At 67.3% G+C, this 23,944-nt stretch carries 23 protein-coding genes; 8 read left to right on the top strand and 15 right to left on the bottom strand.

Translation table 11 applies throughout. The features are described 5' to 3' along the window. The first annotated feature begins 77 nt into the window (after nt 1-77). From mftR to ACFXKN_RS20160, 6 genes are all read left to right on the top strand, one after another. Nucleotides 78-704: a mycofactocin system transcriptional regulator gene (gene mftR, locus ACFXKN_RS20185; protein ID WP_379433582.1), complete on the top strand. Its 627-nt coding sequence runs from the start codon at nt 78-80 to the stop codon at nt 702-704. 111 nt (nt 705-815) lie between these two features. After that, entirely contained in the window at nt 816-1,721 is a 906-nt protein-coding gene (locus tag ACFXKN_RS20180) for an STAS domain-containing protein (protein ID WP_378912777.1), read from the top strand. Nucleotides 1,722-1,731: 10 nt separating this feature from the next. Beyond that, nucleotides 1,732-2,112, top strand: coding sequence for an STAS domain-containing protein (locus ACFXKN_RS20175; RefSeq protein ID WP_056809990.1), 381 nt, complete (start codon nt 1,732-1,734; stop codon nt 2,110-2,112). Then, nucleotides 2,102-2,515 carry an ATP-binding protein gene (locus ACFXKN_RS20170; protein ID WP_378966074.1) on the top strand — a complete coding sequence of 138 codons (414 nt, stop codon included), beginning with the start codon at nt 2,102-2,104 and terminating at the stop codon, nt 2,513-2,515. Before ACFXKN_RS20175 ends, ACFXKN_RS20170 begins: the two co-directional genes overlap by 11 nt. Before the next feature lie 19 nt (nt 2,516-2,534). Further along, nucleotides 2,535-3,128 carry a SpoIIE family protein phosphatase gene (locus ACFXKN_RS20165; protein WP_379433581.1) on the top strand — a complete coding sequence of 198 codons (594 nt, stop codon included), beginning with the start codon at nt 2,535-2,537 and terminating at the stop codon, nt 3,126-3,128. 52 nt (nt 3,129-3,180) lie between these two features. Beyond that, nucleotides 3,181-5,538 (top strand): SpoIIE family protein phosphatase, encoded by a 2,358-nt coding sequence (locus ACFXKN_RS20160; RefSeq protein WP_379433580.1) that lies wholly within the window; start codon nt 3,181-3,183, stop codon nt 5,536-5,538. Here ACFXKN_RS20160 and ACFXKN_RS20155 read toward each other — a convergent pair. From ACFXKN_RS20155 to ACFXKN_RS20095, 13 genes are all read right to left on the bottom strand, one after another. Further along, on the bottom strand, nt 5,530-7,008 hold the full coding sequence (locus ACFXKN_RS20155; protein ID WP_379433579.1) for a flavin-containing monooxygenase: 1,479 nt from the start codon (nt 7,006-7,008) through the stop codon (nt 5,530-5,532). The genes ACFXKN_RS20160 and ACFXKN_RS20155 overlap by 9 nt on opposite strands. Next, complete coding sequence (locus tag ACFXKN_RS20150) at nt 7,005-8,486, bottom strand: flavin-containing monooxygenase (RefSeq protein ID WP_379433578.1); 1,482 nt, start codon at nt 8,484-8,486, stop codon at nt 7,005-7,007. The genes ACFXKN_RS20155 and ACFXKN_RS20150 overlap by 4 nt, the downstream gene beginning before the upstream one ends. 9 nt (nt 8,487-8,495) lie before the next feature. Further along, entirely contained in the window at nt 8,496-9,662 is a 1,167-nt protein-coding gene (locus ACFXKN_RS20145; protein ID WP_379433614.1) for a hydroxymethylglutaryl-CoA synthase, read from the bottom strand. Between the two features lie 2 nt (nt 9,663-9,664). Then, nucleotides 9,665-10,723, bottom strand: a complete 1,059-nt coding sequence (locus tag ACFXKN_RS20140; protein ID WP_379433577.1) for a hydroxymethylglutaryl-CoA reductase — start codon at nt 10,721-10,723, stop codon at nt 9,665-9,667. Continuing rightward, entirely contained in the window at nt 10,716-11,813 is a 1,098-nt protein-coding gene (fni, locus tag ACFXKN_RS20135) for a type 2 isopentenyl-diphosphate Delta-isomerase (protein WP_379433576.1), read from the bottom strand. The genes ACFXKN_RS20140 and fni overlap by 8 nt, the downstream gene beginning before the upstream one ends. Further along, nucleotides 11,810-12,892, bottom strand: a complete 1,083-nt coding sequence (locus ACFXKN_RS20130; protein ID WP_379433575.1) for a phosphomevalonate kinase — start codon at nt 12,890-12,892, stop codon at nt 11,810-11,812. Before ACFXKN_RS20130 ends, fni begins: the two co-directional genes overlap by 4 nt. Beyond that, nucleotides 12,889-13,971 carry a diphosphomevalonate decarboxylase gene (mvaD, locus tag ACFXKN_RS20125; RefSeq protein ID WP_379433574.1) on the bottom strand — a complete coding sequence of 361 codons (1,083 nt, stop codon included), beginning with the start codon at nt 13,969-13,971 and terminating at the stop codon, nt 12,889-12,891. The genes ACFXKN_RS20130 and mvaD overlap by 4 nt, the downstream gene beginning before the upstream one ends. Next, nucleotides 13,968-15,014 carry a mevalonate kinase gene (gene mvk / locus ACFXKN_RS20120; protein ID WP_379433573.1) on the bottom strand — a complete coding sequence of 349 codons (1,047 nt, stop codon included), beginning with the start codon at nt 15,012-15,014 and terminating at the stop codon, nt 13,968-13,970. Before mvk ends, mvaD begins: the two co-directional genes overlap by 4 nt. Nucleotides 15,015-15,050: 36 nt before the next feature. Beyond that, nucleotides 15,051-15,848 carry a methyltransferase family protein gene (locus ACFXKN_RS20115; RefSeq protein ID WP_378966151.1) on the bottom strand — a complete coding sequence of 266 codons (798 nt, stop codon included), beginning with the start codon at nt 15,846-15,848 and terminating at the stop codon, nt 15,051-15,053. Next, nucleotides 15,839-16,834: a fatty acid desaturase gene (locus ACFXKN_RS20110; RefSeq protein ID WP_379433572.1), complete on the bottom strand. Its 996-nt coding sequence runs from the start codon at nt 16,832-16,834 to the stop codon at nt 15,839-15,841. Before ACFXKN_RS20110 ends, ACFXKN_RS20115 begins: the two co-directional genes overlap by 10 nt. Before the next feature lie 50 nt (nt 16,835-16,884). Continuing rightward, on the bottom strand, nt 16,885-18,147 hold the full coding sequence (locus ACFXKN_RS20105; RefSeq protein ID WP_379433571.1) for a hypothetical protein: 1,263 nt from the start codon (nt 18,145-18,147) through the stop codon (nt 16,885-16,887). Further along, nucleotides 18,144-19,208, bottom strand: coding sequence for a polyprenyl synthetase family protein (locus ACFXKN_RS20100; protein WP_379433570.1), 1,065 nt, complete (start codon nt 19,206-19,208; stop codon nt 18,144-18,146). Before ACFXKN_RS20100 ends, ACFXKN_RS20105 begins: the two co-directional genes overlap by 4 nt. 772 nt (nt 19,209-19,980) lie before the next feature. Then, nucleotides 19,981-20,577, bottom strand: coding sequence for a hypothetical protein (locus ACFXKN_RS20095; RefSeq protein ID WP_379433569.1), 597 nt, complete (start codon nt 20,575-20,577; stop codon nt 19,981-19,983). Nucleotides 20,578-20,625: 48 nt separating this feature from the next. Between ACFXKN_RS20095 and ACFXKN_RS20090 the strand changes: the two genes are divergently transcribed. Continuing rightward, a complete protein-coding gene (locus tag ACFXKN_RS20090; RefSeq protein ID WP_378966188.1) occupies nt 20,626-20,937 on the top strand; it encodes a hypothetical protein in 312 nt (103 codons plus the stop codon). A 234-nt stretch (nt 20,938-21,171) separates the two neighbouring features. Here ACFXKN_RS20090 and ACFXKN_RS20085 read toward each other — a convergent pair whose 3' ends face one another. Continuing rightward, on the bottom strand, nt 21,172-21,342 hold the full coding sequence (locus ACFXKN_RS20085; protein ID WP_378966196.1) for a hypothetical protein: 171 nt from the start codon (nt 21,340-21,342) through the stop codon (nt 21,172-21,174). Between the two features lie 33 nt (nt 21,343-21,375). Then, nucleotides 21,376-22,131, bottom strand: a complete 756-nt coding sequence (hutC, locus tag ACFXKN_RS20080; protein ID WP_378966207.1) for a histidine utilization repressor — start codon at nt 22,129-22,131, stop codon at nt 21,376-21,378. A gap of 85 nt (nt 22,132-22,216) precedes the next feature. Between hutC and hutU the strand changes: the two genes are divergently transcribed. Continuing rightward, nucleotides 22,217-23,893 (top strand): urocanate hydratase, encoded by a 1,677-nt coding sequence (gene hutU / locus ACFXKN_RS20075; RefSeq protein WP_379433568.1) that lies wholly within the window; start codon nt 22,217-22,219, stop codon nt 23,891-23,893. The last annotated feature ends 51 nt before the right edge of the window (nt 23,894-23,944 follow it).

The following is a 23,944-nucleotide window of genomic DNA, read 5'->3' as shown; positions in this document are numbered from 1 at the left end:
CAACATTAACGTCAGTCACTGACATAATCAATAGCTCGCGCAGGTCGAAAAGCTCGCCGAGTCCCTATCCTGTATCCATGTCCGCCCCGCCACCGCGCGCACCGATGTCGACCCCCAAGCAATCGGGGCACCGCGGGCGTCCGCCGCGCACCACGCGTCGCGAACTCGAGGTGATCGCGATGAAACTGTTCGCCGAACACGGATTCGACGACGTCACCGTCGAACGCATCGCCGCCGAGGCAGGGGTGAGCGAGCGCACCTTCTTCCGCTACTTCCCCACCAAGGCCGAGGTGCTGTGGCACCAGTTCGACAACGAGGTCGACGACCTTCGCGCCGCGTTCGCCGCCGTCCCTCCCGACGAGCCGATGATGGCAGCGGTGCGTCGAATTGTGGTGGCGGCCAACAGGTATCGCGCCGAGGACATCCCCGAACTGCACACCAGAATGCGGCTGGTCTCCGGGGTACCCGCACTCTCGGCGGGCGCGGGGGCGCACTACGACGCGTGGGAACACGCCGTCGGCGAGTTCGCCGCGAGCCGCCTCGGCGCGGGCGCGGGCGACCTGATTCCCCTCGCCATCGGGCGCACCACGCTGGCCGCCGCGCGGGCCGCTTTCGATGCCTGGCTCGAGCGCGGCGATACCGATCTGACCGTCTATCTGGACCAGGCACTGCGGGCGCTGGAACGCGGGTTCGCCCCGGAATAGCCGACGGCACCACGTTTGGGCAGCACCACGGAAGGGGTATGAGTAGGCTTCAGGCTCAAAGCGCACTGTGCGCTTCGAGAACGTCCGTCGTCGAAAGGGGCAGGGGTTTCCATGTCCGAGGTGTCCACGAGTCTTTCGGCGGATTCGCTGCCGGTGCAGCCACTCGACAACCTGCTCCCGCAGCTGGTCGAGCACCTGCGGCAGAACCGCACCGGGCTGCGGGAAGAGTGGGCACGGCGTATCACCGAGGCCGAACTGCTGACCGCGATGACCCCGGAGGAAATCTTCTCCGAGGCGACGTCGATGTACGACAACTACGTCGAGGTGCTCGTCACCGGTAGCGTCGAGGCACTGCAGGCCTACGCCCGCGACCTGTCCGAGCGCATCATTCCGCGAGGGGTCGAGACCGACGAGGTCATCGGCATCGTCCTGCTGCTGCGCGACGTGCTCGCGCGCAGCCTCTTCGAGAAGTACCAGTCCAATTTCGAGCTGCTCAACCGGGTGCTCGACGCCTACGAACCGGCCGCCAACCGGATCGCCAACACCGTGGCCGTGTCCTTCGTGCAGGAGCGCGAGCGCGTCATCAGCCGTCAGCAAGAGGCCATCCGCGAGCTGTCCACCCCGGTGCTGCAGGTCCGCGAGCAGCTGCTCATCCTGCCGATCATCGGTGTGCTCGACTCCCAGCGCGCCCGCCAGCTCACCGAGCAGCTGCTGCGCGCCATCCGCGCCAATCGCGCCAAGGTGGTCGTCATCGACATCACCGGTGTGCCCGCGATCGACTCCGTGGTGGCCAACCACCTCGTGCAGACCGTCGACGCGTCCGGCCTGATGGGCGCCAGCGTGATCATCACCGGCCTGTCCTCGGAGATCGCGCTGACCCTGGTGACCATCGGCCTGGATCTGTCCAAGATGAACGCGGTCGGCGACCTGCAGGGCGGTATCGAAGAGGCCGAGCGTCTGCTCGGATACGAGGTCTCCCGAGTCACCGAACGCTTGAGCGAGCGGGACGGGCGCTGACCAAGCCACCATGCCGGTACCTATTCTCAAACAGGGCACGTACCTGATCGCGTCGGTGCAGTCGGCGTTGACCGATGCCGACACCGAGCGGTTACAGGACGACCTGATGAAGCAGGTCAGTCGCTACCGCGCGACCGGCATCATCGTCGACGTCACCGCCATCGACGTGATGGACTCCTTCGCCGCGCGCTCATTGCGCACCATCGCGCACATGACCCAGTTGCGCGGCGCGGAAACCGTCATCGTCGGGCTGCAACCCGAAGTCGCCTTCGCCATGGTCCAGCTGGGCCTTACCTTCGAAGACATGCACACCGCGCTGGATCTCGAGGAAGGCCTCTCCTGGCTGAATCGGCACCCGCGGCGACGAGACGGTCGCGACAGTGGCCGCTGAGCAGGTGGCGATCGCGGTCAAGGTGTCCGAGGACATCGTCACCGCCCGGCAGGCCGGCAGCGAGTTGGCCGGTGACCTCGGTTTCACCCTCACCGACCGCACCATGATCTCCACCGCCATCTCCGAAATCGCCCGCAACATCACCAGTTACGCGGGCAGCGGCGAGATCAGGCTGCTCATCGATGTGCGCGAGGGTCGCCGCGCGCTCGTCATCCAAGCCGAGGACCAGGGCCCCGGCATCCGTGACATTCCCCGCGCGCTCGAAGACGGCTATTCCACCGGCCGCGGACTCGGACTCGGCCTGCCCGGCGCGCGCAGGCTGATGGACCGCCTCACCATCGATTCCGCCCCGGGCCGTGGGACGTTGATCGAGATGTGGAAGTGGGTACCCGACGTTGCATGAGGACGGGATCATCGGGCGCATGGAGTGGTCGACGGCCGGCCGGGCACTGCCCGGTCAGGACGTCTCCGGTGACCGCGCGCTCGTTCTCGACACCGGCGCAGGCGTGCTGTTCGCGGTGCTCGACGGGCTCGGTCACGGTGCGCCCGCGGCCGAGGCGGCCGATCGCGCGACGCACATTCTCAACGAGAACTGCGGCGAACCGCTGGACGTGCTGATGGTGCTCTGCCATCGCGCGATGGTCGAAACCCGCGGTGCCGCAGTGTCTTTGGCGCTGATCGAGCCGGGAGAAACGCTGCAATGGCTCGGCGTCGGCAACGTCGATTCGCGACTGCTCACCCTCGGTCCGGCCGGTGCGGAACTGCGGGCCACGATGCTGCTCACCGGCGGCATCGTCGGGTACCGGTTGCCTTCGCATCTGCAGCCACAGACGCTGCCGATCCGACCCGGAGATCTGCTGCTGATGGCGACCGACGGGATCGTCGCGGTCGGCCCGGAATCCCTTGACCTGGCCAAACCCGCCACTGCCATCGCGGGCGATCTCCTCGCGCGCGACGCGAAGGACACCGACGACGCACTGGTGCTCGCGGCGCGTTTCCGTGGGCCCTGCCCGTGAGGCCGCGACATCGCGGCCTGTTCCCCCAGACCTGGCCGATAAGAGGTTGCCGATGAGCGCTGTCCTGGTCGCATTTCTCGACGACTATTCGGTGGCCATGCGCCGCCACGTCGCCGCGCCGGGCCAGGCCGGTCTCTCGGAGGGATACGACCTCGGGCGGCGGGCCCTCGTCGAGGGCATCAGCCTGCTCGATCTCACCGAGCATCACTTCCGGACCGTCGCCGGGGACGCCGAAACGCAGGCCGATCCGCGCCGCGCCGAGGTAGCACTGGAGTTCTTGCTGCAGACCATGGCGGCCCTCGATATCGCCACCCGCGGCTATCTCGACGGCACCCGCCGCTACGAACAACAGCGTTCCCGCGCCGAGGATCTCGAAGGCCGCGACGCGTTTCGCACCGCGCTCGTCGAGTCGTTGCAGGACGGGTTCTTCGTCGCCGACGACCACGGCACCATCGTCGAGGTGAACTCCGCGTTCGGGGTGCTCACCGGATACGGCGCGGGCGAGGTGCCGTTCGGGCTACCGCATCCGTGGGCACTGACCGATCGCGCCGGATATCCGCAGATCGGCTCGGAGGCATCGCGGTTCGTGATGCCGATACGTCATCGCGACGGCCGGGAACGCTGGCTGGCGGTGAGCGCGAGCTCGCTGGTGAAGCAGGAGAACGACGAACGGATCTTCGTCGGCACCGTGCGCGATGTGACCGCCGAGCACGACGCGCAGGCCCGCGACCAAGCCGCCTCACGCCTGGCCACCGCCGTCGGCGCGGCGACGAGCATGGTGGAGGTCCTCGCGGTCGGACTCGACGAACTGCGCCGAACCATGGGCGCCGAGACCGCACTTGTCGCGATCTGGCCGAGCCGCACCGGACGCCCCGACGTCTACTCCTGCGGGGTGACGCCGACGAGTAGAGAAGCCGATCCGGAACCCGAAAACAACGGCATCGCACCACAATTCACCGCAACGCCGATGCGGCAGAGCGGCCCACGCGCGGACGGCCCCGTCGTGCTCGACGACGACACCCAGGCCCTGCTCGACCGCTCGCGCAGACAATCCGCCCGTGGGCTCTCGGCCATCACCGGTGACGAGGGCGGGGTCGACGCGGTCGTCGCACCGCTCGGCGAGACCGGTGACGCGGCGCTGTGGGTGCGCTTCGGTGCGCCACGCGCGGTGAACGCCGCGGACTGGGCCCTGTATTCACTGCTCGTCGGTCATCTCAGCGTCGCACTGCAGCGCGCCCGCAACTTCGATCAGGCCCGCGCCACCTCGCTCACCCTGCAGCGGGCGATGCTCGGGCCGATCGAACTGCCGCCCCGGTTCTCGGTGCACTACGAACCCGCCCTGCCGCCCTTGGAGATCGGCGGCGACTGGTACGACGTGGTGCCGTTGCGCGACGGCACGATCGGCGTCGTCGTCGGCGACTGTGTCGGTCGTGGTCTGTCCGCCGCCGTGGTGATGGGCCAATTGCGCACTGCGGCAAGGGCTCTGCTGTTGCGTGGCGCCGGACCGGCGCAGTTGCTCGCCGAACTGGACGCGGTGGCCTCCCGGATCCCGGGCGCCATGTGTACGACGGTGTGCGCGGCCGTGCTCGACCCCGAGCGCGGGATGGTGCGGTACTCGAACGCGGGCCACATGCCGCCGGTGCTCGCACCGCCCGGCGGGCCGGGCCGGATCCTCGAAGGCGGACGCGCGGTCCCCCTGGCCACCTTCGACACCCCGCGCAGGCCCGAAGCCACCACGGCGCTGCCGCCGGGCGCCACCCTGGTGCTGTTCACCGACGGCCTCGTCGAGCAGCGCGGGTACGACATCGCCGAGGGCTTCGTCAAGATCGCCGAAGTGCTCAGCGAGACCGGTGCCGCGCTCCCCCGCGATGTCGCCGACGCGGTGCTGTCGCGGCTGTGCCCGCCCGCGGGCTACGACGACGACGTGGCCATGGTCGTCTACCGGCAGCCCCCGGAGCCGCTGAGCCTCGACATTCCCGCTGCCGCAGCCGAATTGGCCGGTGTGCGCCGGGGCCTCTACCGCTGGTTCGCCACTGCCGCGGTCCCGCACGACCTGGCCGCCGACCTCGTCGCCGCGGCCAACGAGGCCTGCAGCAACAGTGTCGAACACGCCTACCGCGACACCGAACCCGGCCGCGTCAGCCTCACGGCCCGCTGCGACGGCGATCGGGTGGTGCTCGAGATCGCCGACAACGGCCATTGGATCCCCACTCCCACCGACCCGGGCTATCGCGGTCGCGGCGTGGAGATGATGCGGGTGCTCACCGAGGATCTCACCTTCGACCACGACGAGAACGGCACCCGGGTTCGCATGTGGGTGACCCTGCCCTCGATCACCTTCCCCACCGCGAACCCGCTGCGCGCCTCCTCGCGGCCGCCGGCCGTCAGCTCCCGGCAGAATTCATTCTGACCGGGTCGTCTCGTAGGCGTCGACGTCGAATGCCTGCAGCATCCGCCGGAACCGGAAGCTGAAATCCGGCCACAGGGTGGCGTTGTGGCCGTTCTCGTCGACGAACCAGCTGGTGCAGTCGCCCGCGTTCCAGACGGTACCGTCGAACTTCTCCTGCAGGTCCCGGTTGTAGGCGGTCTGCGCGTCCTCCCGGACCTCGACCGTTCGCAGGCCACTGGCAGCCATCGTCGTGATCGCGTCGATGATGTAGTCGATCTGCGCTTCGATGGTGAAGATCGCCGAGGTGTAGCTCAGTGCGGAGTTCGGGCCGATCATCAGGAACATATTCGGGAAGTTCGCGATGGTGGTGCCCTTGTACACGCTCAGTCCCCCGGCGCCGAAAACCTCCGACAGGGTGCGCCCGTCCCGCCCGCTGATCAGGTCGTAGGTCGGCGAGTCGGCGATCCGGAAGCCCGTCGCCAGCACGACGGCGTCGACTTCGCGCTCGGTGCCGTCGTTGGCGACGATCGACTGTTCGCGGATCTCGGCGATGCCGTCGGCGACGACCTCGACATTGTCGCGGGCCAGTGCGGGGTAGTAGACGTTCGAGATCAGCATCCGCTTGCATCCGAGGCGGTAGCCGGGGGTGAGGGTGCGGCGCAGCTCCCGATCCCGGATCACCCACCACATCTTCACACGCGCACCACGCGCGAAGAAGTCGGCGAACGGCGGGTACTTGGACTGCCAGAGCACGAAAGACTCACGCACCCAGTACACGCCGATCCGCGCCAGCCGTTGCGCACCCGGAACTCGCCGGTAGTACAGGCGTTCCAGCCGGCTGTACTTGCGTCCCATCCGTGGCAACACCCACGGTGCGCTGCGCTGGTACAGGTCCAGCCGGGCAACCTCACCCGCGATGGACGGCACGATCTGGATCGCGGACGCGCCGGTACCGACGACCGCCACCCGCTTGCCCGCGAGCTCGAACTCGTGGTCCCAGCGCGCGGAATGGAAGATCGGGCCACGAAACGTGGTGATGCCCTTGATATCGGGCAGATTCGGAGCGCTCAGCGGCCCGGCCGCCGACACCGTGATGTCAGCGGTGTAGGCGCCGTGGCTGGTCCGGATCTCCCACCGCGCGGTGTCGTTGTTCCACCGCGCGTCGGTGACCTCGCAATCGAGGACGATCGAATCGCGGACACCTTCCCGGTCCACCACATCCTGGACGTACTGCTGAATCTGCGGCTGCGTCGAGAACGAATGCGTCCAGTCCGGATTGGGGGCGAACGAATACGAATACAGCTGCGACGGTACATCGCACCCGGCACCGGGATAGGTGTTGTCGCGCCAGGTTCCGCCGACATCGCTCGCACGCTCGAAGACGACGAAGTCGGTGATCCCCAACTGGCGCAATCGAATAGCCACACCCAGCCCGGCGAAACCGGCGCCGATGATCGCGACGCGGGTGTGGCGCGCCGGCGTCGCGGTCATCGTGTCTTCGTCGTGGTGTCGTAGGCGTCGATGTCGAATTTCCGCACCATGCGCCGATATTTGAAGCTGAAGTCGGGCCACAGCGCGGAGTTGTTGCCGTGCTTGTCGAGGAACCAGCTGGTGCAGCCGCCGTTGACCCACACGGTGCGGGCCATCTTCGGCTGTAGCTGCTGGTTGTATTCGACCTGCGCGTCCAGGCGGACCTCGAACGACTGCAGGTTGCGCTGCTCCATGGTGGTGATGGCGTCGACGATGTAATTGATCTGGGATTCGATGATGTAGATCAGCGAGGTGTAGTTCAACCCGGAGTTGGCGCCGAGCATGAAGAAGATGTTCGGGAAATTCGCGACGGTCGTGCCCTTGTACATCTGGTAGCCCTCGGCGTCGGCCGCCTCGGACACGGTCCGGCCGTCGCGACCGGTGTAGAGGTTGAACGTCGGCGAATCGGCGACATGGAAGCCGGTGGCCAGCACGATGGCGTCCACCTCCCGCTCCGTGCCGTCCTCGGACACGATCGAACCGGCGCGAACCTCGGCGATGCCGTCGGTGACGACGTCGACGTTGTCACGATCGAGCGCACCGTAGAACTTGTTCGACACGAGCATGCGCTTGCAGCCGATGCGGTGCTTGGGCAACACTTTTCGCCGCAGCTCCGGGTCACGGATCTCGAAGCGCATCTTGAACCGCCCGACCGTTTCCAGCACGATGCCGGTCCACGGGTATTTCACCTGCGTGATCACGAACAGCTCGCGCGTGGTGTAGATCAGCGCGCGCATCAACCGTTGCAGACCCGGAATGTGCTTGAAGGCGAAGCGTTCCAGCGCCAGGTACGGCCGCGAGATCTGCGGCATCACCCAGGTGGCGGTGCGCTGGTAGACGTCGAGGTGCTCCACCTCGGGCGCGATCGACGGGACGATCTGCACCGCCGAGGACCCAGTGCCGATGACGGCGACCTTCTTGCCGGTCAAGGTGGCGTCGTGGTTCCAGCGCGCGGAGTGGAAGATCTCGCCCTCGAAGCTCGAAATGCCCTTGATATCGGGAAGATTCGGCTCGGCGAGCACACCCGCCGCCGACACGATGAAGTCGGCGGTGAAGGTGCCCTTGCTGGTCTCGATATCCCACCGGCCCTCGGCATCGTTCCAGCGGGCCGCGGTCATCGCACAGTCGAAGATGTGCTTGTCGCGAACGCCGTAGCGTTCGGACACGGTACGCAGGTACTGCTCGATCTCCGGCTGCGGCGAGAACGACCGCGACCAGTCGGGATTGAGCGCGAACGAATACGAGTACAGGTGCGAGGGAACATCGCAGCCCGCACCCGGGTAGGTGTTGTCGCGCCAGGTACCGCCGACATCGGGGCCACGTTCGATGACCACGAAGTCGGACAGGCCACGCTGGCTCAGCCGGATGGCGGTGCCGAGGCCGGAGAGCCCGCTGCCCACGATCATGACCTGGACGTGGCGGGTGTCGTTACTGCTCATGGGGCGACCTCAGCGGGATTCGTAGATGCGTTTGTGACCGGAGACGGCGGCCAGCCGGTAAGGGCGCCGCGTTTCCTCGACCATGGCGTGGTACGCGCCGTCGCTGGGCGAGACAGCCTCGTGCAGTTCCCGGTAGCGCTCGTAGTCGAGCAGCTCACGCGAGCCGATGGCCGCCTGGTTCGCCTGGGTCCGCAGGTGTTCGCGGTAGCCGGCCTGCACTGTGCCGCTGAAGAATTCGGCGACACTGCCCGACCCGTAGCTGATCATGGCGAGCGCCTTGCCGGTGAGGTCCCCCGAATGATCGAGCAGCGAGGCCAGGCCGAGGTAGAGCGAGGCGGTGTAGCTGTTGCCGACCGTGCGGTTGTAGGTGGTCGTGTTGCCGATCGCGGCCTCGATCGCCTCCGCGTCGGCGGTGTGGCCCTGGCTTTCGAGCAGATGGCGGTGCGCCTTGTAGGCCATCTTGGTGAAGGGCTGGTGGTAGCAGAACGCGGCGAACTCACCGAGTTCGCGGCCACCCTGGCGGCGGTAATCGGTCCACGCCTCCTGAGCGGCCTTCTGGTAGGCATTGACCGAGGTCTTGCCGTCGACAATGGCCTCGGTGCGGTAGTTCGGGCGCCAGAAGTCCATGATGTCGGCGCTGTAGAGGCCCGACACCGGGTCCAGCGCCAGGATCGCCGGGTCCGCGGTGACGAGCATCGCGACGGCGGCGGCGCCCTGGGTCGGCTCACCCGGAGTGTCGAGTTCGTACTTCGCGATGTCGGCGGCGATCACCAGCACGCGCTGCGACGGGTCGCGGGCGATCAGACCCGCCGCGAACTGCAGCCCGGCGGTACCGCCATAGCAGGCCTGCTTGAGCTCGACGACACGCGCGGCATTGGGCAGCCCGATCAGCGAATGCAAGTACAGCGCAGCGGCTTTGGACTGGTCGACACCGGTTTCGGTGGCCAGCAGCACGGTGCGGATATTGTCGGTGCCGTGCCGTTCCAGGATCGGCTTGGCGGCGGCCGCGGCGATGGTGACGATGTCCTCGTCGGCGGCGGCGACGCTCATCTTCTCCTGGCCGATGCCGAGGTAGAACTTGTCACGATCCACCCCGAGCCGGTCGGCGAGGACAGCGTGATCGAGAGCGTAGTGGGTGGTGGCGAACGAAAGGTCGTGGATACCGACCGGCGTCATTGTCATCGTGGGCTTCCGTTGCTCGTGGTGGACCGCTCGAATTGGGTATGGGCACGCATCAATTCACCGCGATTGGTCTGTGCCGCCATCAGCGACAGCTCCCCGCACAACACGGTGGCCGCCCCGATCACCGCGAGGCGTCGGGCGTTCTCGCCGGGCTGCCGGTCTTCGCGGCAACCGAGGCGTTCCAGGTTCTCGTCGACGAAACTCGCGTGCTTGCCGTTGCCGACCGTGCCCACGATCAGGTTGGGCAGGGTGCACGAGAAGTAGAGGTCACCGTCGCGATCCTCGGCATGGGTGATGCCCTGGGATCCTTCGACGATATTGGCGGCGTCCTGACCGGTCGCCAGGTAGTACGCGAGCAGCATGTTGGCGTAATGCGCGTTGGCGGAACGGATTCCACCCGCCAGCAGGGTGCCGATCAGGTTCTTGCGGATATTGAGCTGCACCACCTGCGCCGCAGTGGTGTGCAGCCGCTGCTCGACCACCTCGCGGGGAACGAGCAGTTCGGTGATCACGTTCTTACCGCGACCGAGAATGCCGTTGACCGCGGTGGCCTTCTTGTCGGTGCAGTAATTGCCCGAGATCGAGCCGTAGCGCACACCGGGCATGGTCGACAGGATGTGATCCATCAGGTGATCGCTGGCCAGGGTCGCCATGTTGTGGCCCGAGGCGTCACCGGTGGTGAATTCGAAGCGCAGGAACAGCAGGTTGCCCGCGATCTGGTGGTGCAGGTCGATGAGCCGGGCGAAACGGCTACTGCCCGCGACCACCTCCTGGAGCTCGGCCATGCGGCCTTCTAACTGCTGGACCGTGGTGTAGGCGGTGTAGGCGTCGTCGGCTTCCAGGAGGATCGAGCGGGTCATCCGCTCGTCGATCAGGGTCGCGACGATGCCCTTCTCGGCCAGGGTGCTGATCCGCGCGCCGCGCCCGACCGAGGGCCACAGCGGGGTTTCGTAGGTGGCGAGGGGAACGTCGACGGCATCGTCGACGACGTTTCCGGTAATGCGCACAGGTCCCACCCATTGCAGCGGCACCGCCGCGTACGACATGTCATTCATGGGTGGCTCCTTCTCGATTTTCGGATTCACGCCACCAGGGGCTCCGGTGGGCAAGTGCTGCGGCGTCGATACCGCGAAGCAGGCAAAAGCTCGCGACATCGCCGGTGATGAGCAGGTCGGCGCCGACCAGATCCGCTGGGGTGCGGGCGCCGAGCACGGTGAGGATGGTGCGCAGTTGGTCGAGCCAGGTCCCGATCTTGTCGACCAGGGCGGCGGTGTCCTGGCTCACCAGGGTTTCCAGGAACGCGCCGGCGACACCGGTCGCGTCGGCGCCCAGCGCGAGTGCGCGCGCGATGTCCAGTGGTGAGCGGATGCCGCCGGAGGCGGCGATATCGATGCCGGGGATCCCCGAACAGTCGAGCAGGCAGTTCGGGGTGGACTGGCCCCAGCTCTCGATGAACCCGAAGTCGCCGCCTGCCCGCCGATCGTTCTCGATACGAGCGAAATTGGTACCGCCGCGGCCGCCCACGTCGGCCACCGAGACGCCCGCGTCCCGCAACCAGGTGACGGTTTGCCTGCTCAGTCCGAACCCGACTTCTTTGACGAAGACGGGGACGGCGGTAGCTGCGACGATTTCCTCGATCCGGCGCGGCCATGCCCCGAAGGAACGATCGCCCTCGGGCATGACCACTTCCTGCGCGGCGTTGAGGTGGATCTGCAGCGCGTCGGCCTCGAGGAGGTCGATGGCGCTGCGCACCTCGTCGACGGTCGCGTTCGCGTTGACATTGGCCATCACGAATCCGTGCGGATTCTCCTGCCGCAGCACGCGATAGGTGCCCGCGACCGACGGATCACGGAAGTAGGCGCTCATCGATCCGGAGGCGATGGGGATGCCGGTCTCGCGGGCGGCGATGGCGAGTTGGCGGTTGATCTCGCCGGTCTTGGCGCTGCCACCGGTCATCGCGTTGACGAACAGTGGTGTGTCCCATTGCTTTCCGGCGACATTCACCGCGAGAGAGACCTCGCCTGCGTCGATGCCCGCGAGGGCGTGATGAACGAAAGTGACGGAGTCGAAGTCACTGCTACCAGTGGCCTGGCGTTGGTGATTCACCGCGTGGCGGACGTGGTCGTCCTTGCGATCGGCGATCATCGGTGGCCCCCTTCGACTGGGTGGGTCCGCAGGGGCAGCGGGCGGATTCCCGCGCTGATCCAGCGGCCGGTGAGTTCGGCGATCGCGGCGGGACGGGTGCGTTCGATGAGCGCGATCCCGCAGTCACCACCACCGGCGCCCGACGGCTTGGCCGCGGCGCCGACCGCGGCGCCCGCGTCGCACAGCGCGTGCAGACGCGGCGTCATGATGCCGAGACCGGACATCGCATCGAGATCGACGAGTAGTGCTCGCGCGCTGTCGATTTCGACTCGCATGGCCTGGGAGTTGTCGGCCTCGATGGCGGCGACGAGTCGTTCGACGCAGTCGTTGCTGTGCGCCAGGAAGGTGGTGCGGTCACCGTCGAGTCCGGCGACCAGTGCCGGCGTGGAGGCCGGGTTCCCGGTCCAGCCGACCTGCACGGTGAGCTCGGTCGGGGTGGGCAGCGGACGGACCGACAGGCCCGGCCACGGTGAACGCAGGGTTGCCTCGACGCCGTCGCGGGCGAGCGAGGCAGCCACCTGCGCGCGGTCCGGGGAACGGTAGGCGAGCCAGCCGCCCCAGGTACTCACGGCGACATCGCCGCCCGAGGCGCGCGGGTTGACCGCGATCGTGGCGAGCATGGCCAGCCGGTACCGGTCCATGGGATCGAGCCCGAGGGCGAAGTACTGCCCGAGGGCTGCGACGGTCGCCACCGTGACGGCCGCGCTGGACCCCAAGCCGAACTTGCGGCCGTCGGCGTCACCGAGGTCGGCGGTGACGCTCAGACGGAAGGCGGACAGGGGGATCGCCCGTTCCAGGAGCAGCCGGTGAACCACCGAAACTGCCGCGAATACGTAGGAAAAGGCCGCTGGCACAACAGCATCGGAGGTGGGCGACAATTCGTCACCGTGACGCTCGCAGGACAATGTGATGCCGCCGTCCAGATCCGAATACAGGATGACGTCCTCGCCCGGATCCGCCGCTGTCACCGTGGCGGTCGCGTAGCGGTCGACCGCGGTGAGCACCGCGAGGTGTGCCGGCTCCACAACGGCGTACTCACCGGCGATGAAGAGCTTGCCCGAGGCGCGACAACTGATCATCGATCGCCACCCGCCGCAGGAGCCGCCGCCGCTGCGGCGGGCGTCGTCAGGGACACGCCGGGACCGATGTGCGCGGTCCTGGTGGTGACGAAGTCGCCGAGGCCGTCGAGTACGGCGTTGACCTGCGGTGCGTCGGCGCGGGTGCACAGCACTTTGACATTCGGGCCTGCATCGATCGTGGCGTACGCCATGATCCCGTCGGCCCGCAGCGCGAGTACCGCGTCGAGGATGGCGATCGAATGCGGTGACAGGTACCGGATTCCGGGGCGGGCGGTGAGCATGGTGGCGTGCATGCCGAGGGCATTGCGCTCGGCGATCTCCCCGATCGCGGGCAGGTCTTGCCGCGCCACGGCTTTGCGCATCTCCGCGAGATCGAGCACCGATGATTCCGCCCACGGACGATAGAACGGTGACGTGGCGGTGGTCTGGCGCATGGCGACACGGCTGGAGACTGCCTTCGCGCCCTGGTTCACCACGGCGACTACCAGGGCGGGGTCCAGTTCGTCGCCGCCGATCGGCTCCGCGTACGAACTCAGGTCCCCCGCTTCACCTTCCCCGTCACCGGCATGCCAGACGACGAATCCACCGAAGATGGAGCGCGAGGCGGAGCCGGAGCCGCGCCGGGCCAGCCGCGACAACGCGCGAGGGTCGACGTCGAGCGCATAGGCGGCCGCGGCGGCCGCGGCCAGGGCAGCGAAGCCGCTCGCCGAGGAGGCCAGACCGGCGCCGGTCGGCCCGGCATTGGACGTCACCACCATCGCCCGGTCGCCGCGACCTGCCTTGGCGCGCACCAGATCCAGGAACGTTTCGATGCGGGCGCGGGCGGCACCGCTCGCCGCGACACCGTTGAACTCCACGACATCGGCCGGTCCATCGATCAGCCGCACCGACGTGGTGGTCGGGAAGATATCGAGCGTCATCGACAGACTGCCCGTGACTGGCAGGAACAGTTCTTCGTCCCGCTTACCCCAGTATTTCACCAGGGCGATGTTCGGATACGCCACCGCGACAGCCTCGGCGGACGGCCCGGTCACGGCGCCACGTTCGGTGGCAGCGGGTGATGCGGGAGTGAAAGTCATTGGTTGGCACCGTATTCCGATGTCGAGACGGATAGGGACTGCGCGCCAGAACGCAAGCTGCGGGTGGGGACCGTCCAGGTCTGTACCGCACCGGCGCGGCGCAATGCGGCACTCACCGTACGCGCGTCGCCGGTTTCGGTGAGCGCGAGGACGCAGCCGCCGAGGCCGGCGCCGGTGAGCTTGGCGCCGTAGGCGCCCGCGTCCAGCGCCGTGGCGACCAGGGTGTCGATGTGGGGGGTGCTCACGCCGAGCTCGGTCAGCAAGTTCTGGAAGTCGAGCATCGCCCGGCCCAGCGAGGCCGCGTGCCCGGCCGAGAGATCCGCCGCGGCACCGCTGATCAGCTCACCCGCCCTGGCCAGTAGCGCCCGCGCGGACCGCGGATCACGCTCGAGGGTGCGGCGCACCCCGGCGACCGCGTGTTGCGTGGACCCGGGCACCCCGGTATCGGCGATCACCAGGGCGGCGTCGACACCGATATCCAGTGCGGTGGCGGTTCCTTCGTGGAACAGGACCGGGCCGTCGGCGAGCACCGCGCTCGCATCGATACCGCTGGCCCTGCCGTGGGCGACCTGTTCACCGCACTGCACGAGTTCGTAGAGCGTGGCGGGATCGACGGTCCGGCCGTGCAGATCGGCGACCGCGCGCACCGCCGCACCCGCGCAGGCCGCACTCGATCCGAGCCCACGAGCGAGCGGAATATCGCACTCCACCACCACATCGGCGATATGCCCGGTCAGTCCCCAGCGCCGCAACGCCTCCTCGACCGCGACGCGCGGCCCGGACAACGTGTGCTCCGCGGCATTCGGGTTGCCCGCGACGAACCCGAACTGTCCTTCGGGAACATCGATGACCGCACCCGGCGTACCGGGACGCGCGATCGCCCGCACCGACAAGGTCGGCAGCGGGAAAGCGATGGCGGGCGTCCCGTGTACCACGGTGTGCTCACCCAGCAGGATCGCCTTGGCGTGGGCCCGACCCACGCCACGGACCGGGCCGGTCGCTGCGGAGCTGTGTTCAGTGCGTTCTCGAACGGGACTGTTCACGACGATTCCTCTCCAGACTCGGCCCGGCCGTACCGGTTACCGAGTCGATCGACCGAAAATGGCCCGCACGGACGGGAAGAACGCGGGCACCTGCGCAGCATAGGCGCGATAGGACGCACCGAACCGAGCGATGAGATCGCGCTCCTCCAGGTAGGTTCCGAGCAGGATGTACCCGGTCAGCCCGAGCGCCCACACCACATGCCCCACGGTGAACTCGCTCGCGAACCAGAACGACACCAGCAGGCCGGTCATCAACGGATGACGAACCAGCTTGTAGACGCCGTTGACCTGCAGACGGTCGACCGTCGCGTCCGGTACCTGGATCACGTACTGGCGGTAGGCCTGACTGATGCCGAGCAGGTGGAAGTGGTTCAGCAGCAAGGTAGCCGCGTAGACCAGCACGAAGCCGATCCAGAACCCGGTGTCGAGTATCACCCCGAGCGCACCGTCGGCCGACCACAGCACGTGCGGCACCGGCTGCCACGCCAGCATGATCACCCACATCACCAGGCACACGCCGATGATGTAGACGGTCCGCTCGAGCGCCTCGGGCACCCAGCGGGTGATGAATGCCTTGAACGAGGGCCGGGCCATCCCCGAGTGCTGCAGCGCGAACAGCGCGAGCAGCACGAGGTCGATCGCGATCGCGGGGACCGCGGACAGGTGCGGTCCCTTGTCGACGGTCTTGGGCAACCACCAGCCGCCCGCGAACAGCAGCATCAGCGGCACCGTGATGCCCGCGAAACCGTAGACGGCGAAGGAGAACAGGAACGGGACGAGCCGCGAGGGGGTTTTCACCACACCCCGAACCTGCTGGGGTGTCATCAGATCCATGCGAACCACGGCAGGAAACGCGAACGAACGGTGCCCGCTGCCAAACGCGTCTCCAGACGCGCCTTCCACTTGTTGCCGTAACCCTCGTTGAGGAAGCCGCCGGGCACGACCAGACGCCAACCCGACTGCGCCACCATCCAATACGGCACGATGACCCCGGGGTTCACGTCGCGCATGTAGTCGAGCTTGTCGGGGATCTGGCTCCAGTGGATGCCGGGGTAGCGGTGGTGCACGCTGTGGTAGCCCTGGTTGAAGATCAAGAAGTTGAGGATGTTGCCCGCGTTGTTCAGCGAGGTGCTCGGCTCATCGGTGAATCCGCGTGCGGGGGCGTGGCTCAGCCAGGCGAAGTAGCCGGCGTTGACCTGGGTGATCAGGAACGGGACCCAGTAGAAGAGCACGAACTTCTCGAAGCCGGCGACGTACCAGACCGAGCCGATCACGACCGCGTACACGGCCAGGTCGAAGATGAACTGGTGGCGCGTCTTGCGGCGGCGCGGCGCCGGGTTCGCGGCGAAAACCGTGCGCACCGTGTGGATCTTGACGACCATGCCGTAGCGGACCCAGTACCAGATGGCACCGATGCCCTTGTCCATGCCGGTGGTCGCGGTGACGTCACCCGGGCCGTCGTTGAACCGGTGATGGTTGAGTACGTGTACCTCGCGCATCTCGGCCGCGGTCAGGTTGCCGGGCAGGCAGCACAGGATGTCGACCACCCGGTTGGGGAACTTGGACACGAACAGCGGGCGATGGGTGTGCATGTGCATCACACCGATGGTCAGCGAGAGGTTGAGCAGCGAGAGCACGATGATCAGCGGCACCGCGAGGTACCAGGTCGAGGTGCCCGGCACGAACAGCGCGGCCGAGGTCATGCCGATCCACAACACGATGTGGAGCAGCGGGCCGACGTTGGCTGCGTGCTCGAGTTTGAACACGCGCCGGCTGAACGGCGGTTTCTCTGTGGGCGCGACGGGCGTTCCGGTGCTCATGGGAGAGCTCCTTCGCTAGTAGTGACGATCATCGAGGAGGTGTTCCCCGACTACTGGTGGCTGCTGTTGTCGAGAGCGGCGAGCTGCAGCCGTGTGGCCAGCGCCCGGATCGCGTCGGGTTCGTGGCTCGGCACCCGCTCCATGGCACCGAAGGCCAGGTGATCGGCGATCATCATGGTGCGGATCGCCGAATCGGAGAGTTCGCCGGTCAAGCGGCCTTCGGGCAGCGTGTGCACCAGCGCGAAGGTGGTGTCGACGATCAGCGGCATCAGCGAGGTCTCCGTCGAGGCGAGATCGCCCGCAGCGAGCACCTGCGACGCCGAGGCCGAGCCGGTGGTGAAATCCGGTGAGGCGTCGAGCATTTGATGGATCGCGGCATCGCCACTGCGGCGCACACGCTCGAGCATCGTGGTCCAGTAGGCCGGCGAGGCGGCGGCCAGCGTGGCCGCGGCGACCGGGCGCCGGAAGGGCGCGGGCGCGTCGACGGCACCGCACAGGAACGCCGAGGTCGTGATCGTCATGTACGCCATCGCCGCCCGCGCGCCCAGGCTCGGCGTGCCGGGGCCGAGCTTGGCCAGCAGCGCGAAACCGCCGAGCGCGGGGGTGAGCTGGCGCAGCATCACCATGCGCGTGAGTTCCTCACGGTCGGCGGCGCCGTAGATCGCGAGTTCGTTGTCGCGCAGGTCGTTGGCCGATTGGGCGATCACGGCGACACAGGCGGTCAGTTCGCGCAGATCCGCTTCGGGCAGAACATCTTCGGCGACCAGAGCGCACGCGTAGTGGGTGATCCGGCCGAGCACGCCCTCGCTGTAGGCGACGCGGGTCAGTGGCGCGTCGATATTGCGGGCCATGACCCGGCCGACATCGGTGAGCACGTGGCCGACGCGCTCGCGGCCCTGTGCGGACAACGCCGTGAGCAGTGCCCTGATGTCGGCGATGCGCTCGGCGAGCACGCGGTCGACCGCTTCGCTGTCGCGGATCTTGCCCTCGAGCGCGGGCAGCGGTGGCGGGAGAGTCTCGCTGGTGCCGTTGAGATAGTCCACCGCCGACAGCACGGCACCGCTCGCTACCGCGCGGTCGCTGAGATCTTCGAATGCGTCGAGCACACGACAGGCGAGCAGCGCGGCCGTGGCTTCGGCGCGCAAGGTCGCGGGCAGCAGGCCGACGGCGATACCCAGGTTGCGGCCCGCGGGGATCAGGGCGAGCGCGGCCAGTTCCCGCGGCGACCGCGCGGCCCGCAGCGCGGCCAGATCCGGTGCGCGGCGCAGGTTGCGCAGTCCGCGGATCAGGAGGGGAAGTCGTGCTGTGCTCATCGGGATATCACCTGCTGGAGGAGTTCGCGCAGGTCGTCGCGCGCGAGGGAAGGTGGGAAGACATCCAGGGCGCGGGTGGCCTTCTCGGTGGCGTCCATCGCGACCAGGCGGGCGGCTTTGGTCGCGCCGCTGTCGACCAGGTCTGCTTGCAGTGTCGCGCTGGAAATCTCCGCGTCGAGCCACATTTCACGGGCGCCGGGGCGCGCACCGAGCCATTCGATGACCGGCCAGGTCGGCACACGGCGTTCGAGGTCACCGCCCGCGTCCTTGCCGAGGCCGGGGCCGCCTTCGATGTCGCGCACGTCGTCCATGATCTGGAAGGCGAGCGCGAGCTGGTCGGCGTACTCCATCAGGGCGTAGAGCCGATCGAGATCGACGCCGCCCGCGGTGCCGCCGTAGGCACACGACAGGCGGAACAGGGTGCCGGTCTTGGCCCCGGCCACGAGTTCGTAGTGGCGGCGCAGCGCCACCTCGTCGATCGAGGGTGGCAGTGTCTCGATGAGCTGACCGTAGGACAGGTCGGAAAGCCGATCCGCGTAGGTGATGCCGGGTGCCTCACCGACCCGCGCGAAGATCTCGGGATTGTCGGTCAGCACCCGGGCGACCACCTGCATCGAGGCGCCTGCCAGGTGAAACCCGGCGCGGGCGCTGGTGCGCACGCCGAACGCGGCGGGCACCGACGGTGCGTCGCGGCGTAGCAGTGAGCCGTCACAGATGTCGTCGTGGACCAGCGAGGATTCGTGCAGCATCTCCATCGCACAGGCCAGGTCGACGGCGTCAGGCAGCGGGACCGCGGTGTCGGCGGCATCGGGGAGCAGGCCGGCGCAGGCCAGGACGAGCCGTGCCCGCACGCGTTTGCCGGGAGCGGCCAGGATGTGGGTGTAGATCGCGTCGAAGTCTTCACCGGTGATGAGCAGTTCCCGCAGCCGTTCGGTGACCAACGCCAGTTGCTCGACCGGTCCGGCCGGTCTGGGCATGACCACCACTCGGTCGCCCGAGTGCTGGTCACCCGAGTGCTGGTCACCCGAGTGCTGTGCTGCGGGTAGCGCGGGATTATCCATAGCGCTGAGCTCCTTTGGTGTGGTCACGATGCGGAGAGGGTCACCGGCGACGGCCGGACACGGGTTGACGGAGATTCCGGCGGGGCAGTCGTAGGGAGTCACCTCTCGCAGCCGACGGGGTCGAGCGTCCCGTTCGCTGGCTACCGACGGGTAGTTTTCTGTAGGAAGCTCGAGATGTCAAGCATTCCAACATGTTCCAAGTTGTGTTCGCGCAATTGTGCTGCATCACAACGGTTTACGAAGTCGATGAGCGGGAACCACAGCGGCAGCGGAGGGGTTTCCGATTCCATTGCGCGGCGTAATCACCTGCACCACAACGGCTTCCGCGTCATCGCGGGACATCTGGGCATGAACTCATAGATCGCCGGGAAACGACCTCAGGGTCGTCCGGCGATGCGCGGGGTCGACAGGCACGCGGTCGCGCAGCAACCACACCACGTCAATGTTGTTGGCACACACGGGATCAGGACCAGAGTGACATGATCTGCCAGATCGCCAACAGCTTCGGTGACGGTGCAGCTCCGTCAGAACCATACAATCCGGAGCGCCTTCTCGCGAGCCGAGGCGCGATCGGGAACCGACCCGGAGGTCCCACGACGATCCGATATCGCGTTCGGTGTGGCGTTCAAATATGTTGCAGCACTGTTAGTTTCGCTAGCAACACACTGCGGCACAGCAGTGCGAAGTGAAAAGGTGCGAAATCGCGGCAGTCCGTCGTCGACCGCGCAGAGAATCGGGCATCCCCCCGCTCGCGCCGCGCTGACCAGAGGGGTCAGCGGGCGGCGGTGCTGCCGAGGCCGCCGAGGACCAGTAGGTCCGGGGTCGGGTGGTCGACGAGTGAAGCCGAGGAACGGGTCGGCGGGTGCATGATCGTGCAGCGGCGAGCCAGCAAGGTGCCGCAGGCGTGGATGGTGGTGGTGATCAAGTCTTCGGCCAGCGGGAGGTCGTCTTCGCGGTAGGCGTACACCGAGAAGCGCACCGTGCGTTGGTCGTTGAGCGGGTCGGCCTGCTGGACCGCGTCGGCCGGGCAGCTCGACAGGAGCATGACGGCGGCGGCCAGGTCGGCGCAGGGATCTCCGCCGACCAGCGAACCCGAGGCGAAGGCAGCGAAAAGCGTGCGCAGGCAGGGCTGCTCGGGCCGCTGCTGGGAGTCCTGGATCTGCGACCAGCGGCGCAACGCCGGGTGATCGGCGATATCACGTCTGCCCTGCCAGCGCCGACGCGCGCAGTCGAGCAAGCGGGCGGCGGTCGAGTCCCACAGGTGGGGCGACTCGATCCGGGCGACGATCCGCAGGCGGCGGCATTCGTCGGCAGCGGTGGCCGCGGGCGGTTCGATGAGCGGCGCCGCCGGGTGTCGGTGCGTCTGCATTGGTCGACCTCCTACCGCAAGCGAGAAGAACCGAACGGGTGCTGCGTGGTGGCGCAGCCGCGCCGCCATGCCAGGCGGAATGCCCACGCCGAGGCGAGCACCGACATCACGACGCAGGCCGCGATCGCCCCGAAAACCACCCCGCCGGACCACCCGACACCGTTATTTCGCGCGATCAACGCCAACGCGAAGATCGGCCCCGCCGTGATGAACACGGGGATCAGCAAGATCAACCCGAGAGTCACCAGACTCGCCGGAGCCATCGCCGGTTTCGCTGCGGAGAAACTACGTCGGGAGATCATGGTGTGCGGCCCCGACGGCTGCGTGACTGTAGCCATTTCCGCCCTCTCCGTTACCTGAATGGAACCCAGCGAAACTCTCGAGCCCCAAACGTACAGCCCCGATCCGGCATAGCGCGTACTTCGTCACGAAACAGTGATAACCCGAAACTGAACTCGATCCACCTATCAGACGTATACCCAGTTCAGACACTATTTTTTGGGTAGCTATGAATTTGCTATGCCTGGATTCCATTTAGATCGGATAACAATTTCAGGGGTCGGCCGCACTCGCCTATCGTTCTCATTGTGCGGGTCACAGGCCATCGTGAATGAACTCGACAACGGCTGACGTTTCGGCGAGATCATTGCCGCCGACAAGTAGCCGGTAATGCAACGGCGCACGGATCAGTTCGACTATCTCCCTGATCGGATTGCCATCGCGCAATTGTCCCGCGGCTACGGCGATTTCGAGTCGACGGCGCACTGTTGCTGCGAGCCACCGACACTCGACGCGAAATCAGCTCGGTTCGCTACCGAAGCTGCCCTCCAAACGATTTCGCGAACCGGGATGCACGAGCCGTGCCACGCTGACCAGCCCACCCGACGACCAGGTGCGGCGCCGGATCAGCAGGCACGGCTCGTCGGCGTCGATGCCGAGCAGCGCGCACTCCTCGCGAGCCGCCCGCACCGCCTCGACGACATGCTCGCCGCGCAGCAGCGGCGCGACCTCGCTGAGGTAGCTGTTCGGGGTGACGGCGGTGAAGTCCTGGGTCAGGTAGTCGGGTGCCTGCGCCGGATTGACGTAGCGGTCCTCGAGCTGGATCGGCACACCGTCCTCGAAGTGCACCAGCAGGGAGTGGAATACCTTGCCGCCCATCGCACTGGCGAGTTCCTCCTCGCCCGGCACCTCCGAGCGCACGAACACCACTTCGGTGCGATGCCGGTGTCCGCGCCCGGTGATCTCGTCGGCGATATTGCGGACCTCGAACAGCGGCGAGGTGGCCTTGCTCGCCGCGACGAACGTGCCGACGCCCATCACCCGGGTGAGCGCACCGTCGGCGGTGAGGTCACGCAGTGCGCGATTGATCGTCATCCGGGACAGGCCGAGGGCGGCGACGAACTGGTTCTCCGACGGGATCTGCTCCCCCGCGTTCCACCGTCGCGACTTGATCTGCGCCATGATCAGCTGCTTCACCCGCTCATACGCCGCGAATTCGTTGCCGAGCTCGCCGTACAACGCGGCGAGCTCCGCATCGATTACCTCGATCGCCACCACCGAATATCTCCTTGCCTCGCCCAGCGAATACGTCGCGCCCGAATCTCGGTATCGCTTGTATATACAGGACTATACTGGCTGCATGAACGACGTGACACAGCCTGTCTCCGGCCCACGTCCCGTGTCCGCTCCACGCGGCACCGAGCTGCGGACTCTCGGCTGGCAGCAGGAGGGCGCGCTGCGGATGCTGATGAACAACCTCGACCCCGAGGTCGCCGAACGCCCCGATGACCTGGTCGTCTACGGCGGCACCGGGCGGGCGGTGCGCAGTTGGGCAGCGTTCGACGCGATCGTGCGAACGCTGCGGACCCTCGCCTCGGATGAGACCTTGCTGGTGCAGTCGGGCAAGCCGGTCGGAGTGTTCCGCACCAACGAGTGGGCACCGCGGGTGCTGCTGGCGAATTCGAATCTCGTCGGCGACTGGGCCAATTGGGAAGAGTTCCGCAAGCTCGAGCAGCTGGGGCTGATGATGTACGGGCAGATGACGGCCGGGTCGTGGATCTACATCGGCAGCCAGGGCATCCTGCAGGGCACCTATGAGACCTTCGGCGCGGTGGCGCGCAAGCGGTTCGGTGGTTCTCTCGCCGGCACGATCACGCTCACGGCGGGCGTCGGCGGGATGGGCGGTGCGCAGCCACTCGCGGTGACGATGAACGACGGTGTCGCATTATGCGTGGACTGCGATCCCGCGCGGATCGATCGGCGGATCGCCCACGGCTACCTCGACACGAAGGCCGAAACCTTGCGGGAGGCACTGGATCTCGCCATCACCGCGCGGGACGAGCGCAAGCCGCTCTCGGTCGGCCTGGTCGGCAACGCCGCCGAGGTGTTCCCCGAGCTGCTGGCCATGGGTGCGCCGATGGATATCGTCACCGACCAGACCTCAGCCCATGATCCGTTGTGCTACTTGCCGATCGGGGTCGCACTCGAAGACTGCCACACCCTCGCCGAGAAGGACCCGGCCTGGTTCACCACCGAGGCGCAGGCGTCGATGGCCGCCCATGTCGCGGCGATGGTCGGATTCATGGACGCCGGGGCCGAGGTGTTCGACTACGGGAACTCGATCCGCGACGAAGCCCGAAAGGGCGGCTACGACCGGGCTTTCGCGTTTCCCGGTTTCGTTCCCGCCTACATCCGCCCGCTCTTCGAAGAGGGCCTCGGTCCGTTCCGCTGGGCCGCGCTCTCGGGCGACCCGGCCGACATCGCCGCCACCGACCGCGCGATCCTGGAACTGTTCCCCGACAACGAACACCTGCGCCGCTGGATCACCATGGCGGGCGAGAAAGTGAGGTTCGAGGGTCTGCCGGCCCGGATCTGCTGGCTCGGCTACGGCGAACGCCACCGCGCCGGCCTGAAATTCAACGAGATGGTCGCCTCGGGCGAGCTGTCCGCTCCCCTGGCCATCGGCCGCGACCACCTCGACGCCGGCTCGGTGGCCTCGCCCTACCGCGAAACCGAGGCGATGGCCGACGGTTCCGACGCGATCGCGGACTGGCCCCTGCTCAACGCACTGCTCAACACCGCGTCCGGGGCGAGCTGGGTGTCGATCCATCACGGTGGCGGAGTCGGGATGGGACGTTCGATCCACGCGGGTCAGGTGTGTATCGCCGACGGCACCGAGCTGGCCGCCCGGAAGCTGGAGCGCGTGCTGACCAACGACCCGGGCAGCGGTGTGATGCGCCACGTCGACGCGGGTTACGAACACGCGGCCGAGGTAGCGCGCGAGCGTGGGGTACGCATTCCGATGCGAGAAGGCTGACCGGCCCGGAAATGACAAGAGCCCCGGCATAGCCGGGGCTCTTTCCACTTT

The sequence above is a fragment of the Nocardia sp. NPDC059195 genome, from assembly GCF_042754695.1.
Taxonomy (GTDB): domain Bacteria; phylum Actinomycetota; class Actinomycetes; order Mycobacteriales; family Mycobacteriaceae; genus Nocardia.
The sequence above is the reverse complement of the archived record's forward strand: the minus strand, read 5'-3'. Positions and strand labels throughout refer to the sequence as shown.